The organism is Glutamicibacter uratoxydans, assembly GCF_050753455.1.
GTDB lineage: Bacteria > Actinomycetota > Actinomycetes > Actinomycetales > Micrococcaceae > Glutamicibacter > Glutamicibacter uratoxydans_A.
This window is the reverse complement of sequence record NZ_CP192736.1, coordinates 127,400-143,439: the sequence shown is the minus strand read 5'-3', so window position 1 is coordinate 143,439 and position 16,040 is coordinate 127,400. Positions and strand designations below refer to the sequence as shown.

Genomic DNA, 16,040 nt, shown 5'->3' with positions numbered 1-16,040 from the left:
GGGCGGGGATAATTGTCGTGTCCGGTAGAAGACTACACAGCACACCGCGGGATGTGGACAACGATGACCGACCTTCGCAAGATCGATATCAACCTGATCGTAGTGGCCCAGGCCATCCTGCTAGAACGCAACCTCACCAAGGCCGGTGCCCGGCTCGGCATGAGCCAGCCCGCGGTCAGCGGTGCCCTGGCGCGGCTGCGCCAGCAATACGGCGACCCACTGCTGACCCGTCAAGGACGCACTTTCGAACTGACCGAAAAAGCAGAGTCAATCCTGCCGTTGATCAACGAGGCCGTGCACGCGTTGAACCAAACGGTGCAGTTACTGCCCACCTTTGACCCGGCAACCAGCCAACGCACCTTTTACATCTCCGCTTCCGACTACGCCTTGGCGCAACTGACCAGCCCGCTAACAAACCTGCTCAAGGAGCATGCCCCCGGAGTACGGGTGGTGTGCGACTCGTTGCCCGCAGGCAGTGGAGTCACCCCCGAAGACCTGCTCAAACGCGATGTCATCATCGCAGGTACCGGCCGCGGGTTACCGGGCAAGAAGCGGGCACTGTTCAGTGACAGATTCGTCTGCGTGGCCGATGCGACGAACCCACGCATCCGCAACGGCGCCTTCACCCTTGAAGACCTGGCCGCACTACGCCACGTGAAGGCCAGCTTCGGCGAAGGGAATAAGACGCATATTGATGACATGCTGGCCGAGGCAGGGCTGGTTCCCGACATCGCCTGGGTGGTACAGGGATTCCTGCCGGTGCCTTTGGCAGTGGCCGGTACCGCGCTGATCGGGCACGTCCCGCAGATCCTGGCCGAACGTTATGCCGCGTCCCTGAACCTGGCCATAGTCAACACCCCGCTCCAGGCTTTTTTGGTGGAGGCCGCGCACTGGCACCCATCCAAGAATTCGGATCCTGCCGTGACTTGGCTGGTGGAGATGCTCTACCTGACCGCCGAGAAGGTCGAATTCGACACCGAATAATCCAGTTACCCACCCACTCCGCGCACCTCCGTCTGCACATGCCAGGCGGAGGTGCTGCTGTATCTGAACGATAACCCTGCTCCACACATGGCAATCGGGATCTGTTGCCTGCGGCTATGTCTGACCGCGATAGTTGCCATCAGCCATACCCACTTCTGCCGACACAGCCCAGGCCATAGCGTGATGGTAATCACCAATCCGCAGAACGACATTGGCCTCGGAAGGACAAAACGTTGCACAAGGTACAGAACATCCTGGTAGTCGGTGGAGGAATTGCCGGCACTGTCGCCGCACTGGCACTGCGCCAGCAGGGTAAGAACATCACACTGCTTGAACGCTCCGAGCAGTGGCACGGGGTCGGTCACGGCATCACCGTCCAGGGCAATGCGCTCAAGGCGCTGCGCTCCATCGGTGCGCTGGACAAGATCATGGAAACCTCCCACCCGTTCAGTGACCTGCAGTTACGCCATGCCGAAGGGCACCTGATCACTACCGTGGACACCCCGCACACCGGCGGGATGGACCTACCTCCAACCATGGGCGCGTTGCGCTCGAACATCCAGGACGTACTCGTGGAGATGATCCACCAGGCAGGTGTCCAAGTCATCCTCGGGGGCAGGCTGATCGGGTACCGGAACCTGGAACACACGGTGCGCGCAGAATTTTCCAACGGCACCACCGCGGAATTCGACCTGATCGTCGTCGCAGATGGAATCAACTCCGAAACCCGCAAGCTGGTCGGTATCACCCACGAGAAGAAGCCCAGCGGGCTGGGGATCTGGCGTGTGGTCACCGAACGCACCGCAGAAATGGACTGCGCCGCGGTCTTCCACCACGGGCCTGAGTACAAGGCCGGCTACACCCCGATCTCCAAGGACCTCTGCTACGCATATGTGCTGACCGACCCGGTGCGCCCGGACAACGGGCTCAGTGATACCGACGAGCTCAAGCGGCTACTGGCCGGCTACCACGGCCCGTTCGACTTCATCCGTGAGAACATCACCGACGCGCATGTGAAGAACTTCCAACCCATCGAATGGCTCTTCGTCGACGACGAGTCATGGCGTGACGGATTGGTGGTCCTCATCGGCGATGCGGTCCACGCTTGCCCACCGCTGATCGCCCAGGGTGCCGCCCAATGCTGCGAGGACGCAATCCTGCTGGCCGAATACGTGGCCCGCGACGGCCACATCGAGAGCCTGCTCGATGAGTTCATCACCCGTCGCAAGAAGCGCGTCGCCGGCGTGGTTGAAGCCTCACTGCAACTGGCCGAATGGGAGCTGCACCCTGCACTGGAGGGTATCGATACCGCCGGTGTCATGGCCGGTGCCCTCAACGTGCTGACCCAGCCCGCCTGATGTCCCGATCCACTATCACCTTCCAAAGGACACGACCATGACTTCCAAACCACAGAGCACGCTGCCGCGGCGCGTGGTCACCGGACACGATGCCGCAGGTACCTCCGTGGTGCTCAGCGACGGTACCGTGCCGGTTCACCAGTACATGCCGCAGGACGGTGTCGGATTCTACGAAATCTGGCAGACCGACAACAGCCCCGCTGCGATCCAACCGATGGAACCGGATGAGCCAACCCAGCGCACACTGCGTGTCCCGCCCCCGGAACGCGGCACCAAGATCCGCATCAACGAGTTCTTCCCCGGTCATGTGAACGAACTGGGTAACCAATCCCCGGTGCACCGCACCGAAACCATCGACTATGGAATCGTGCTCGAGGGCGAGATCTTCCTGGTCCTCGACGACAGCGAGGTGCTGCTACGGGCCGGAGATGTTGTGGTGCAACGCGGTACCGACCATGCCTGGGCGAACCGTTCGGATGCCGTGTGCCGGGTGGCCTTCATCCTGGTTGACGGGCATTTCACCCCCGAACTGCTTGACCTGTTGCCGGGGTCCATTCATGAGGAGTTGCTACACCATGGCCCACACGACTGACCAGCAGCAGCTCGTGAACGAGGGTAGCGGCATGCGGCTGGACCACGTAGGAATTTCCGTCGCCGATCTCGACTCGATGCTCGACTGGTACGGCCAAGCACTGGAGATGACGTCCACCGGTCATTTCGAGGTCCAGCCACTGGAACTGCGTGGCGCATTCCTGGTCCACCCGGGAGGGCTGGTGCTCGAACTACTCGAACGTGCGGGTTCAGCGGCCCTTCCCGCGCCTGCGACCCAGCCCGAGGCACTGCTACGCCGCGGTTACGGGCACCTGTGCCTGAGGGTGACTGATGTGGACCAACTACATGCCACACTGCTGCGTCATGGAGCCATCGAGAAAATGGCTCCCTGCCCGTCCCCGCAGCCCGGCGTACGAATGAGTTTTGTGGCCGATCCTGAAGGCAACTTCATTGAATTGATCGACCGAAAGGAACCCCTCGCATGAACACCATCGACGCACTGCCACAGTTGGCCGGGCGCCTTGTGGTTGTCACCGGAGCCACCGGCGGGCAAGGTCGGGCAGAAACCTTGTTACTGGCTGCTTCCGGCGCCCATGTGGTGGCCACGGACCTGTCCGAACAAGCTACTGATCTGGTTTCGGAAACCCGGGAACTTCCAGGGCAAGTCGAATACCACCAGCTGGATGTGGCCAACGAAGAGAACTGGCAACACCTTGCCCGCTCCTTGCAACAACGAAGCCTGGACGTGCATGGCCTGGTCAACAATGCAGGGATCACCATGCGTCCACGGCTGCAAGATGTCAGTCTCAACGACTGGCAACACACCCAGGACATCAATTTGGCCGGACCGCTGCTAGGCATCCAAGCGCTGCTGCCACTCATGGTACCGGGCAGCTCCATCGTGAACATCGGCTCGGCCGCCGCACTGAACGCCCACCACACGGTAGCCTACACAGCCAGCAAGTGGGGGCTGCGGGGTCTGACCCATGCGGCTGCCACCGAACTGGGTCCACGGGGTATCCGGGTGAATATCGTCCATCCTGGCTACATTGAAACCCCGATGATGGCCAATGCCTCCCCGCTGATGACTAGCGCCCAGCTGGCTCTCACACCGCTAGAACGGGTGGGTCAGCCGCAGGAGGTTGCCGCAGTGGTCTGCTTCCTGCTTTCCGGTTTGGCTAGCTACGTCAGCGGGGCTGAGATCCCCGTGGACGGAGCCTTCACCTCATCGGGCGGGGTGAAGGTCATGTCGGATCTGCTTGCCGGACGTACCACCACACCGGCCGCCACGTAGGTTCCACCAGCCACCGAAGAAGTCCAGGGGGTCCGTACGAGAACATCTGAGGGGCCACCTCCAGAAACACAGAGGAGTAGTTATGTTCATGTATTTCCCGACCAACTATGTCTGGTCGATGTCCGTTGTCGCCACCTTGAACAACGGCGGGTTTATTGACGAGGTAGACCGCGCCTGCCGTCCCGTGCTCGAGGCCGCGAAGAATGGTGATGATGCAGGCACCGAGGAACTCTACGCGGCGTGGGTTGCCGTCGCCGACCGGCTGGTAGCCTCGGCGCAAGTCGATGAACAGCTGGGACGCCACCAGGGAGCCGCCGACAAGTACTACCGGTCAAGCTTGTATGTCTCACAAGCCGAGCGGCTGCAATCACCGCAGTGGGAGGGCCGCAATCAGGCGTACCAGAAGTCCATTGACCTGCTGCTGAAGCATATCCAATTAGGCGGTCTGCCCTTGGTGCCCGTGGAAATCCCCTACGAGGATTCGTCCCTTCCCGGCTACCTGTACCAAGCGGAATCCGTTGACGGGTCCCCGACCCCGTTGGTGATTCAGTGGAACGGGCTGGATTCAACAAAGGAGATGATGTACTACTCCGGGTTCCCTGCGATGCTGGCCCAGCGTGGAATCTCGACGCTCATGGTCGATACCCCGGGTTCAGGGGAGGCTCTTCGCCTACGTGGGCTGACCGCCCGCCATGATACCGAAGCATGGGCTGGCGCGATCATAGACTACGCCGAAACCATCCAGGCCATTGATGCCGATCGGATCGGTATCGTGGGTTGGTCCCTCGGCGGTTATTACGCTCCACGGGCCGCCGCCTTCGAGAAACGCTTGAAACTAGTGGTCGCCTGGGGTGCCAACCACAACTGGACTGAGGTGCAGCATAAGCGGCTTGACCGCGAAGGCGAAAATCCGGTGCCGCACTACTGGGACCACGTGCAGTGGGTGTGGGGTGCGCGAGACCAGGAGGACTTCTTCGAACGCACCCGCAACATGCATCTGAACGGGGTGGTGGAGAAGATCGATGTTCCGTTCCTCATCACCCATGGGGTCAACGACCGCCAGATTTCGGTGGACTATGCACGGCAGAGCTACGAGCAGGCGGTCAACAGCCCATTGCGTGAGCTTCGCCTGTTCGACGAGCCGGAGGGAGGCACCGAGCATATTTCCATCGACAATATGCCCTACGTGGCCGGATACATTGCCGATTGGGTTTCCGAGACATTCGGCAAGCTGCGGGACGAAGAGCTGAAGGCTCCGGCCACCCACGCAAGCAAGCGCTGACTCCCACCACCGATTGTGGTCCGGGACATCGGGGTAGTTACCCATGCTGGTCGCTATCGGCGAAAAGACTCGTTCAAGCCCATCAACCGGTGTTAACGCACCGGTTGATGGGCCAGGGCGTAGGCCGATGGCATGAAAATGCGCTTCGGGACATGGTCCTGGCGACCGGAATGACCGACGGGATGGAGGCCAGCTACCGGCGGCTGGAGTCGCTACTCTGAGAGCGATTCCGCGCACATCGGAGCATATGCCATGCGCGAATGTGAAACACTGGGAACCATGACTTCCCACAATGTGCGCGCGGGCCTGGACAAGCAGGCCAACCAGGTTCAGGAGATGTTCGACAACGTAGCCCCGCGCTACGACCTGCTCAACACCCTGATGACCGGCGGCATCGTTAACTACTGGCGCAAGGTCACCACCGAGGCGGTCGCCCCGAAGCCCGGTGAACACATCCTCGACCTGGCCGCCGGCACCGGCACCTCCTCGGTACCCTTCGCCGCGGCCGGGGCGAAGGTCACCGCCTGCGACATGTCCCACGGCATGCTCGCCGAGGGCCGCAAACGCCACCCGCAGCTGGAGTTCGTCTACGGTGACGGCACCGATCTGCCGTTCGAGGATAATACCTTCGACGCGGTGACCATCTCCTACGGGCTGCGCAATATCTCGGACACCGAAAAGGCCCTGTCCGAGATGCTTCGCGTGACCAAACCGGGTGGTCGCATTGTGGTCGCCGAGTTCTCCACCCCGACCGTCACTCCCATCAAGGTGGCCTACCAGCAGTTCCTGCCGCGGGTTATCCCGGCCTTGGGCTACCTGGTTTCCTCAAACCCCTCGGCCTATGCCTACCTCGCGGACTCCATCGCCGCCTGGCCGGATCAGCAGGCACTGGGTCAGAAGTTCCGCAAAGTCGGATGGAAGAACGTCGAATTCCGTAACCTCACCGGTGGAATTGTTGCCCTGCACCGGGCAACCAAGTAGTACCCTCTTAATCTCTGTCTGTGGCCCGCATCCCGCATGCATGCGGGCCTAAGTTTTTAAGGGATCCACGGCCCCGCGCGGGTGCTTGGCGGCAGTCAATGCGCAGCGGCTCCCCCACCGGACGCTGAGTACTGCTACAGTTATTTTCATGAAGATCGAGATCCTCGGCTCCTAGCCCCCCGAACCCCTTGCATGCCCGGTGCATGTACTTTGTTCATTTCCGGCTGGCCGATCCCAGATCTCATGGTTGAATACTTCATTTCAATAGACACGGGTCCTTTGCTGGCCTAACCCCATGCCTTCTGGTGATTTCGCGGCCGCCCCGATCACCTTCCTGCGCTAATCAGCAGGATTCAGGAGGCCACCATGGCTTTATCCTCTGCAATTACACTTCATTCCGTGTCCTTCAGCTGGCCCGATGGAACCGAAGCATTATCCGAAATCAACGGCAGTTTCAGCCGCGGAAAAACCGGTCTGGTAGGCGATAACGGCGCAGGAAAATCGACGCTACTACGCCTCGTTGCCGGCGAGCTGACCCCAACTTCGGGTCGTGTCGAACTCAATGGTGAGGTAGCTTATCTGCCCCAAATGCTGCTACTTACACCCGGCATGAGTGTTGCCGGGCTATTGGGGATTGCGCCGATTCTTAGAGCCCTACGAGCCGTCGAAGCGGGAAGTCTCGACCCTGCCGACTATGACACCGTCGGCGAGCGCTGGGATATCGAGGCCCGAACCGAGGCCGAGCTCTCACGCATCGGTTTAGGCGTTTCCGACTTGGACCGCTTGGCAGCGACCTTATCCGGTGGACAAGCCATGCTGGTTGCGATCATCGGGTTACGTTTGGCGCAGGCCAGCATCACCCTGCTCGATGAGCCCAGCAACAATTTAGATCGGCCCACCCGTACCAAGCTCTACTCCCTACTGGACGATTGGCCGGGGACCTTGGTAGTTATCAGCCACGATCTTGCGTTGTTGGAGCGGATGGAACACACCGCCGAGCTTTTCGGAGGGAACCTGACAAACTTTGGTGGCACCTATAGCGAATATCTCCAGTATCTCGATAGGGAGCAGGACGCGGCCAAACAAGCGGCGCGAACCGCTGAACAACAGCTCAAGCAGGAAAAGCGTCAACGTAGTGAAACTGAAACCAAGCTGGCCCGTCGCCAACAAGCGGGACGAAAACTGCAACTATCCGGCAGTATTCCGCGGATGGCGGCCGATAACCTCCGCAAGAAATCTCAGGCTTCGGCCGGAGTGATGCGCGCCGAAATGGAATCCAAAGTCGCTTCGGCACAACAGCATGCTCAGGACGCGGGGAATCGTATCCGCAAGGCTGAGCAGATCAGCATTGATTTACCCGACCCTCGGCTACCACGTAGCCGCAAAATCGCCGTGTTGAGTGATGAAAATAGCGCCCACATCATTCAGGGGCCGGAACGTGTGGGTCTGGTTGGCGCCAACGGAGTAGGGAAAACCAGCCTCCTAAACCAGCTGCTGGGCTTACCCGGTGGCACGGCGTTACCGATCAAAACCCAACTATTCTGCGAGGCCGGCTTCCTACCACAGCGTCTTGACACCCTTCCGGAGCAGTCCTCTGCCATGGACAGTGTCCGCGCGGTGGCCCCACTAAGCACCAGTCATCAAGTACGCAATGCTTTGGCCCGGATGCTCCTGCGAGGCGACAGCGTGGATCGTCCCCTGGCAACGCTCTCCGGTGGGGAAAGGTTTCGGGTATATCTAGCAACTTTGCTGCTTGCTGACCCTCCTACGCCGCTCATAGTTCTCGACGAGCCGACCAATAATCTGGATATCAGCAGCGTTGAACAACTTTCGCGGGCTCTCAACGCCTACCGCGGCGCGTTACTGATGGTGAGCCACGATGAGAAGTTCCTGTCCTCAATAGGTTTGGACTACCTGCTAGAGCTGGATCATCGGGGAAGCCTCAAAAAATTGGACCCCACTTTCTAGGTTTGTGCTGCGCAACCGTCCGTTGCTTCACTGGGGCGGACGGTTGGGGTGCAGGGTAGTGATCTCCGGCAAAATTCGGCGCGTACGGCCCATCGGCCGAGCCGCGTGTGCCACACTGGAAGCCAGCACTTTTTCAGCCATGGAAGGCCCAACATGAGCTATCCGCAGCGCACCGTCGAGGTCCTGCCCACCGGGCTGGTCATCGATCAATCCGCCACCCTCCTCTGGCACGATATTCGTCGCGCATTCATTTACGAAAGCGGATCCGGCACGGAGACGCTGACTTGTGCCGAATTCATCCTCGCCGAGGGGTACAGCGTCGAGATCAATAGCCAGATGCCGGGCTGGGATTCGGCTCTGGAACACCTCCCCGGACGCATCGAGAATCTCGTCGACGAACGCTAGCCGCACGGAGGAAGGACACCATGGCCGACATTGTTCTCTTGCACCACGTTCGTGGTCTCACCTCGGGGGTACGCGCCATGGCCACCGAATTCGAGTCATGGGGCCACATGGTCCACCTTCCCGATCTTTTTGACGGGGTACTTCCGGCCGACCTGCCGGCCGGGATAAATCTCGTGGACGAGCTTGGTGAAGAGTTTCTGACTCGGCGAGTTGAGCAGGAGGTCAGCGCACTGTCCCAGTCGCTGGTTTATATCGGTATCTCCTATGGCGCCATGCAAGCTCAACGGCTGGCGCAGCAACGTCCCGGAGCGCGCGGTGCTATCTTGTTGGAAAGCTTCATTGATCTAGATTCCGAGTGGTCATTCGGGCCATGGCCCGCCACGGTGCCCGCCCAGATTCACGGCATGATCGAGGATCCCTTCTTCGCTGCTGAGGGTGACCTCGCTGCCGCGAGGAACTTTGTCCTTTCAACGGGAAGGGATCTGGCGCAGCTATTCACTTACCCCGGTGCCGAGCATCTATTCACCGACAGCTCACTTCCCTCCTACGATCATGCGGCCTACCGGCAAGTCATGCAGCGGATTCGCGAGTTCTTGCGGGTCCTTGAGCAAGCGACACCGGCCGAAGCGTAGCCTCAAGGGATAACCGCTGCCCCGAGAACTTTCGGCGCGCCCTGTTGTGGATGGCACTTGTCCACAGATTTTATTTTCCCGCACCGCACAAGCGACTTTCCGTTTAGCCTGATCACACTGTCGGATCCGACCGGCAGAACGGTAATTTCGTACAAGGGAAAATATCATGCCGGTCAGCAAAACCCGTTGCCAACGCAGCTCCCAGCAAATCCGCCGAGCCCGCGAACGTTTAGAGGTGCAGCGTCGCGCCCGCTCCCGCGAAGCAAGCTACCTGCTCTGCCTCGCTCGGGCACTGTGCAGAGTTTACGAATGCTCCCGTCTAGAAGATATCGCCGAAGCACTCCGTGAACTCGGAAGGCTCAGCGGAACCGATACGTGGCCACAACTGACGGCCCAAGATTTGGAGCCCGACGCTTACCTGACACAACGACCGGGGTGGAGATGCCTCTACGATGAGCTCGACATGACGGTCGAACGTTGGATCTATGACTCCAGTAGTGCCGAGCATTGGGATGAGCGTGCTGCCTACGAGCCCACCGAAGTACTCTGGGATGGAGAGAGTATCCAGGTCACCCTCGCAACGGGCCCGGATCACCTTTCACGCGGCAGCATCCAATTCGATAACGTGCTGTGTTTCTATCTGGCATTGCCAGAAATTGAGTCCTGGTAGTGCCGTAGTTCGTGGCGTGGCTTCCCCCGTCACGGGAAGCAAAGACCCCGCAGTCGAGCTCTAGACTGGAACAATGCAAATCCAGCGCCTTTTCCGTTTCCCCGTCAAAGGCCTACCCGCCGAGGAAATCACGGCTGCTCAAGTGGTGCGCGGCGGCGGTCTCGTTGGGGACAGGGCGGTAGCTTTTAGCAACGGCAGCACCGAGGTCACGGATCACCAATGGCACAAATGGTCGGCCTTTAACGCCCTAAAAAACACCACCGAGCTACAACAGTGGACGCTTCGTTCTCATCCGCCGCACATTACCGTGACGGCACCCGGCGCGGAACCCTGCACCTTCGATTCCGGAACGGCTTCGGGACGCGAGCAGGCAACCAACTACTTTTCCGCCCAACTGCCCGCCCAGGGCAGTTTTCCGCGTAAGGTCATTGCCGCCGAACACGGCATGTTTGATTCCCGCTTGTCCGGGATTTCGCTGATCAACCCGCGTACCGTGGCGGCCTTGGCACAGGCCAGCGGCACCCAGATAGACCCCTTACGCTACCGCGGCAATATCCTCCTGGAAGATCTGGCGGCTTTTGAAGAGTTCGACCTCATTGGCAAGGTGCTACGCATTGGTGAGGCAAAAATTGCCATTACCAAATCCATCGAGCGCTGCTCCGCTACCTCGGTCAACCCCGCCACCACGGAAGTAGACCTCAATGGGCCACAGCTTCTTGCGACCCATTTCGGACATCTTCACTGTGGTGTGTACGGGACGGTTCTTGAACCGGGTGAGCTTCTCGCGGGCGCGAAGATCCACATCGAAGACTCAGACCGGCGAGCACTTCCGCTGGTGCCAGCCAAACGAACACCGCGCTTCCTTGAGGTAGTTCATTCTCGGGTCGTTGACTCCGACGTTGCCCTACTCACCCTCAGTGACCCGCACGGTTGGGTGGAATCCTATGATGAGCCCGGCACTCACCTGCGGATCCACTTGGGCGCAGATATCTGGCGCAATTACACGATTACCGCGGTGAGCGGTGACCGGCTGAGCATTGCCGTGCGCCAACTTGGTGAGGCCTCCCAACTGATGGGGCAGCTGGCCGCCGGCGATCGAGTTCTCGCCTCCGGGCCCCACGGCACCCTGACCGCGGCAACAGCCCTGCAGGGCCACACGACCATGCTGACCGCGGGTATCGGAATTACCGCCGGTCTGGGGCTGCTTCGCGGGGCATCCCACGCCCCGGAATTAGCGGCTTTGCGTGTGGTGCATGTTGAGCGCGGTGCGGAGGGAGAACTTTTCACGGAACTTAGCGCCGCCGCCAATTCGCTGAACATTCCGGCCACCATCATGCACTACGACAGTTCACGGGCCCGTCCCTCGGTACAGGAGCTGACTCGCGTGGTGACGGGAAGTAACAATGTCATCATCTGCGGACCCGAGGGATTTGTTAGTAGCTCATTGCAGGCCTGCCGGGGTGCTGGCATCGATGACTCGCGGATTCACCGAGAGGTCTTCATCTCCCCGCCAAAAGACTTCGGTTCACTGCTCGAACGCTACCCGGAAGCACAGATCACCTGCGGTTCCAGTGGGCAGCGGTTTAACTGGCGCCCCGAGGCGGGAACACTGCTTGAATCATTGGAATCTCGAGGTCTGCAACCCCAGAGCTCCTGCCGTTCCGGTGCCTGTGGAAGCTGTGCGTTGCTACTCAAGAGCGGGGCGGTGGAGTATCTACTCGAACCCAGCGCCCGAATCCCCGAAAATCAGATCCTGACTTGTGTGGCAGTACCGTTGCAAGATTTGGAGCTGGAAATCTAACCAGCCTGAGTGGAGTGTCGTGCACTTATGCTCCGCGGCCGTTCTAAAGCCCGATGAATACCCCCCTAAATACTTTGTGCTTCCGTAGACATTCGGGCATACATAGGAATATGTTTACCTTAAATAACAGGTAATCAGGAAGGTTTGAGATGACTACCTCTAGCATCTTTACGGCTCTTGAAGATCAGCTTGAATGGCAGCGGGAGACCTATCGACACTTCCATCAAAACCCTGAGCTGAGCGGTGCCGAGCATGAAACGGCCAACTATATCGCCGCGGAGCTTTCCGCCTATGGCTATCAGGTGCATCGCATGGGCGGGACCGGTGTTGTCGGTGTCTTACAGAACGGTCAGGGCCCGGTGGTACTGGCTCGCGCCGACACCGATGCCTTACCCGTGGCCGAGCAGTCCGATCTCCCGTATGCTTCGAAGGTTCCCCAGGTCATGCATGCCTGCGGACACGATATGCATATCAGCGCCCTGCTCGGCGCCGCCAAACTCATGTCCAGCCACACCGCGGGCTGGTCCGGTACGTATATTGCACTCTTCCAGCCCGCGGAGGAAACCGCGGCCGGCGCCCAGGCCATGATCGATGATGGCTTGGTCGCGAAGGTCCCGAAGCCTGATGTGGCTTTTTCGCAGCATGTGATGTCCGAGGAGGCGGGGGTTGTTTACACCACGGCCGGACCGATCCTCTCCGCCGGTGACTCCCTCAGAATCACCGTGTATGGGCGCGGCGCCCACGGTTCGATGCCGCATAATTCGGTAGACCCAGTCGTGCTGGCCGCAGCCATTGTGATGCGGTTGCAAACCGTGGTCTCCCGTGAGATCCAGCCCGGAAAGTTTGCGGTGCTGACCATTGGTGCGCTTAACGCGGGAAGTAAATCCAATATCATCTCCGATCGGGCCGAATTGCTGCTGAACCTGCGCACCTACGATCCTCAGGTACGTCAGACCCTGATTACCGCCATTGAGCGCATCGTTATCGGCGAGTGTCAGGCCGCCGGTAGTCCCGCGGAGCCGAAATTTGAGTTCTACGATCAGTTCCCGCTGACTTCCAACGATCAGACTGTCAATGACAAGGTCACGGCCGCATTCACCGCGCATTTTGGATCCGAGCGGGTCAGACCGGCTGAGCCGAAAACCGCGTCGGAAGATTTTAGTCGAGTGCCCGACGCCTTTGGTGTTCCATACACCTACTGGGTTGTGGGCTCGGTCCCCAGCCACCTCTACCAAAAGGCCGCGGCCGAAGGGACGCTGGGTTCCTTACCGTCCAACCACTCACCATTTTTCACCCCGGCCATTGATCCCACTCTGGAGACCATGACCCGGACTCATCTGGTGGCCGCCTTGGCCTACCTTAAACAGCAATAGCGAAGGGGTCGCTCTGTCATGAGTGCCAACACTAGGCCGCCGGCGAGTACGGCGTGGAAACCAACCGATAAATGGCTACTGGGCGTGGTGCTCGCGGTCATTAACTTCTGGCTTTTCGCTCAAACCCTGCTCAACGTTATTCCAGGCATCAAGGGGGAGCTGGGAGTTGAGGAGACACTGGCAAATCTTGCGGTCTCGATCACCTCGTTATTCTCCGGTATTTTCATTGTGGTCGCCGGCGGATTGGCTGACCGAATCGGGCGCACCAAGATCCTGTATGTGGGTATCTGGCTTAGCATCGCCGGCTCCCTACTGATCGCCCTGACCCCGGAAAATTTGGGTGGGCTTACCAGCGCCATGCTGCTTGGCGGTCGCGTGGTTCAGGGGCTATCCGCGGCGTGCATCATGCCTTCATCGATGGCACTGGTCAAGACGTTCTATGAGGGTAAGGCCCGGCAACGTGCCCTTTCCTTCTGGTCCATCGGCTCATGGGGCGGCTCCGGGTTCTGCTCACTCTTCGGTGGGCTCATGGCTTCCTCGTTCTTAGGCTGGCGTTCGATCTTCTGGATCTCGGTGGTGCTCTCGATCCTGGCCCTGTTCCTGCTGCGCGGCACCCCGGAATCAAGGGCCGCAACCACAGCGGATCAACAACATCACGGGTTTGACTGGGGAGGCTTAATTTCCTTCATCATTGCTCTGGTCGCTCTGAACGTCTATATTTCACAAGGGCCGAATATCGGCTGGTTGAGCCTTAGCGGGCTGGGGCTTGTCTTGCTGACCGCGATATCCGGGTTGGTCTTCCTGTACATCGAAACCCACCGGCGCGGAGCCTTCGTTAACCTCAAACTCTTTGCCAACGGCACCTTCACCGGGGCTACGCTGTCCAACTTCATGCTCAATGGTGCCGCCGGTACGCTGATCGTGTCCCTGGGCCTGGTTCAAATGGCCGGTGGTCTCAGCTCGCTGCAATCCGGGTTGCTCACTCTGGGCTATCTGGTTGCCATTCTGGCCACAATCCGCGTGGGCGAGAAGCTCTTGCAGCGCTTCGGACCGAAGAAACCGATGATCTGGGGCTCGGTGATTACCGGTATTGGTGTGCTGTTCTGCTCGGCCACCTTCCTCTACCTGGACACCTACATCATCCTCAGCGTCATCGGGTTCACGCTATTTGGTATCGGTTTGGGTTTCTATGCCACACCGTCCACCGACGCGGCGCTATCCAATGTTCCAGATGCCGAAGTCGGAGCGGCCTCGGGAATCTACAAGATGGCATCCTCGCTGGGTAACGCCATTGGTGTGGCCGTCTCGGCGGCGCTCTATGTGGCAGGTCAGGCCATGGACCCCGAAATCATCCATTCCTGGGGCTTGTTTATCGGGCGACAGGATAACATCGCCTTGCGCTTCGGTGGAGCCATCGGCCTACTCTTCAACGTCTTCATGGTGGCTGTGGCGATCGCGGCAATTATCCTGACGGTTCCTTCCGATAAGAAGAAACAAAAGGAAATCGATCGCGGCCTGCATGACGTGGCACCACCACCGATCGGGAACTAACCTGCTGCCCGCCACGGACGTGTTGCCAGAAGTGTGTCATAGGCGTGTGGCGCACAAGGCCGGTGAAGCACCACGGGTGTTTTTAAACCCACTTGGTTTCACGGCGAGCACCCCATAGTTCGTTGCACCAAAAAACTATGGTCAAACTCGGCAATTCTGCTTAAATAAAAAACCGGCTCTCACTTGTTTTACCAAGTAAGAGTCGGTTTTCTCTTGTGCGCCCTGCGGGGCTCGAACCCGCGACCAATGGATTAAAAGTCCAGTGCTCTACCAACTGAGCTAAAGGCGCACGGCACAAGGCCAAAAACCATGTTACCCGATGAGAGCCCATGATCATTAATCGAGAAAAATTCGCGTCAAACAACGTTTGCCTGATTGCTCACAGCACCCAGATACTTCCAACGGTAGACTCGGAAGTTGGCGGGTAACGCCAGACTAACAAGTTTGAGGGAGTAGTCTTCTCACCATGAAAGGCGCACGCGCAGGTTCCCAGGCCGCGCACGACCCGGGATTCCGTCACCACAAACCAAAACCACTAACCTCGGCCGAATTTGATACCTACGTCGGCGGGGCGGATCCCGCGCGCCTCTCCGAGGCCGCCCATCTTTCCGCCGCCGCCTTCGTGCAGCGCGGGCTGAGCAATCGGGACCCGGAAGTCACCGCTCGTTTGATTTCCGTCGCCGAGGATGAGGGCTTGGAAGTCTTGGCCGAGCTGTGGAGCCAGGCGCCGGCACGTTCGCTGCCCGGTTCGCTATGGCGGCTGTACGCGATCCGCACCGCAACACTACGTAACCCCGAGGTGATGGCCGCCCGGTTCAGCGCCGGAGCACACCGCGCCCAGGTCGATCGGATCGTGGCCGGGGTGGCCGAGCCACCGACCTCCGAGCAGCTGCGCAAGATGGCCGATTCGATCCTGTCCGGGGCCTTCGAAGGCGACTACGCTCACGCGCTGGAACGCACCGCCGCATATTGCCGGGTGCTGGCACTGGGGATGGCAGATCATGCCGACGCCGCGGATCTATCCAATGAGGCACGCGGCAGTAAACTTACCGCACGGGCCACCGCCCTAGTGCGCACGGCCGAAGATTTGGAAGCCTGCGCACGGTTGTGGCGTAGCGACTGTCTCGACTAATCCACCTCCCGTACGAAGATTCCCCACCGACACGTTTCCCTTCCGAAGAGGACCGCC

15 protein-coding genes and 1 tRNA gene are annotated in these 16,040 nt (G+C 59.7%); 15 read left to right on the top strand and 1 reads right to left on the bottom strand.

Annotated features, from left to right (window positions below):
* The first annotated feature begins 63 nt into the window (after positions 1-63).
* The 14 genes from ACQQZ8_RS00660 to ACQQZ8_RS00595 all read left to right on the top strand — a co-directional run bounded on the left by ACQQZ8_RS00660 (position 64) and on the right by ACQQZ8_RS00595 (position 14,851).
* Positions 64-984 carry a LysR family transcriptional regulator gene (locus ACQQZ8_RS00660; protein WP_431710839.1) on the top strand — a complete coding sequence of 307 codons (921 nt, stop codon included), beginning with the start codon at positions 64-66 and terminating at the stop codon, positions 982-984.
* 233 nt (positions 985-1,217) lie between these two features.
* Positions 1,218-2,342: an FAD-dependent monooxygenase gene (locus ACQQZ8_RS00655; protein ID WP_431710838.1), complete on the top strand. Its 1,125-nt coding sequence runs from the start codon at positions 1,218-1,220 to the stop codon at positions 2,340-2,342.
* A gap of 37 nt (positions 2,343-2,379) precedes the next feature.
* A complete protein-coding gene (locus tag ACQQZ8_RS00650) occupies positions 2,380-2,934 on the top strand; it encodes a cupin domain-containing protein (protein ID WP_431710837.1) in 555 nt (184 codons plus the stop codon).
* Positions 2,918-3,379, top strand: coding sequence for a VOC family protein (locus ACQQZ8_RS00645; protein WP_431710836.1), 462 nt, complete (start codon positions 2,918-2,920; stop codon positions 3,377-3,379). The genes ACQQZ8_RS00650 and ACQQZ8_RS00645 overlap by 17 nt, the downstream gene beginning before the upstream one ends.
* Entirely contained in the window at positions 3,376-4,188 is an 813-nt protein-coding gene (locus tag ACQQZ8_RS00640; protein WP_431710835.1) for an SDR family NAD(P)-dependent oxidoreductase, read from the top strand. Before ACQQZ8_RS00645 ends, ACQQZ8_RS00640 begins: the two co-directional genes overlap by 4 nt.
* Positions 4,189-4,276: 88 nt before the next feature.
* Complete coding sequence (locus ACQQZ8_RS00635) at positions 4,277-5,470, top strand: alpha/beta hydrolase family protein (protein WP_431710834.1); 1,194 nt, start codon at positions 4,277-4,279, stop codon at positions 5,468-5,470.
* A 279-nt stretch (positions 5,471-5,749) separates the two neighbouring features.
* On the top strand, positions 5,750-6,451 hold the full coding sequence (locus tag ACQQZ8_RS00630; RefSeq protein WP_431710833.1) for a demethylmenaquinone methyltransferase: 702 nt from the start codon (positions 5,750-5,752) through the stop codon (positions 6,449-6,451).
* A 399-nt stretch (positions 6,452-6,850) separates the two neighbouring features.
* Positions 6,851-8,419 (top strand): ABC-F family ATP-binding cassette domain-containing protein, encoded by a 1,569-nt coding sequence (locus ACQQZ8_RS00625; RefSeq protein ID WP_431710832.1) that lies wholly within the window; start codon positions 6,851-6,853, stop codon positions 8,417-8,419.
* A 153-nt stretch (positions 8,420-8,572) separates the two neighbouring features.
* Complete coding sequence (locus ACQQZ8_RS00620) at positions 8,573-8,824, top strand: hypothetical protein (RefSeq protein WP_431710831.1); 252 nt, start codon at positions 8,573-8,575, stop codon at positions 8,822-8,824.
* A gap of 20 nt (positions 8,825-8,844) precedes the next feature.
* Entirely contained in the window at positions 8,845-9,456 is a 612-nt protein-coding gene (locus tag ACQQZ8_RS00615; RefSeq protein ID WP_431710830.1) for a dienelactone hydrolase family protein, read from the top strand.
* A gap of 166 nt (positions 9,457-9,622) precedes the next feature.
* Positions 9,623-10,126, top strand: a complete 504-nt coding sequence (locus ACQQZ8_RS00610; RefSeq protein WP_431710829.1) for a hypothetical protein — start codon at positions 9,623-9,625, stop codon at positions 10,124-10,126.
* A 73-nt stretch (positions 10,127-10,199) separates the two neighbouring features.
* Positions 10,200-11,927 (top strand): MOSC domain-containing protein, encoded by a 1,728-nt coding sequence (locus tag ACQQZ8_RS00605; RefSeq protein WP_431710828.1) that lies wholly within the window; start codon positions 10,200-10,202, stop codon positions 11,925-11,927.
* Between the two features lie 149 nt (positions 11,928-12,076).
* Positions 12,077-13,300: an amidohydrolase gene (locus ACQQZ8_RS00600; protein ID WP_431710827.1), complete on the top strand. Its 1,224-nt coding sequence runs from the start codon at positions 12,077-12,079 to the stop codon at positions 13,298-13,300.
* An 18-nt stretch (positions 13,301-13,318) separates the two neighbouring features.
* Positions 13,319-14,851 carry an MFS transporter gene (locus ACQQZ8_RS00595; RefSeq protein ID WP_431710826.1) on the top strand — a complete coding sequence of 511 codons (1,533 nt, stop codon included), beginning with the start codon at positions 13,319-13,321 and terminating at the stop codon, positions 14,849-14,851.
* A gap of 216 nt (positions 14,852-15,067) precedes the next feature.
* Here the strand turns inward: ACQQZ8_RS00595 and ACQQZ8_RS00590 are convergent.
* Positions 15,068-15,140 (bottom strand) — tRNA-Lys (locus tag ACQQZ8_RS00590).
* A gap of 177 nt (positions 15,141-15,317) precedes the next feature.
* On the opposite strand from ACQQZ8_RS00590, the gene ACQQZ8_RS00585 reads away from it, so the two are divergent.
* Positions 15,318-15,983, top strand: coding sequence for a hypothetical protein (locus ACQQZ8_RS00585; RefSeq protein ID WP_431710825.1), 666 nt, complete (start codon positions 15,318-15,320; stop codon positions 15,981-15,983).
* The last annotated feature ends 57 nt before the right edge of the window (positions 15,984-16,040 follow it).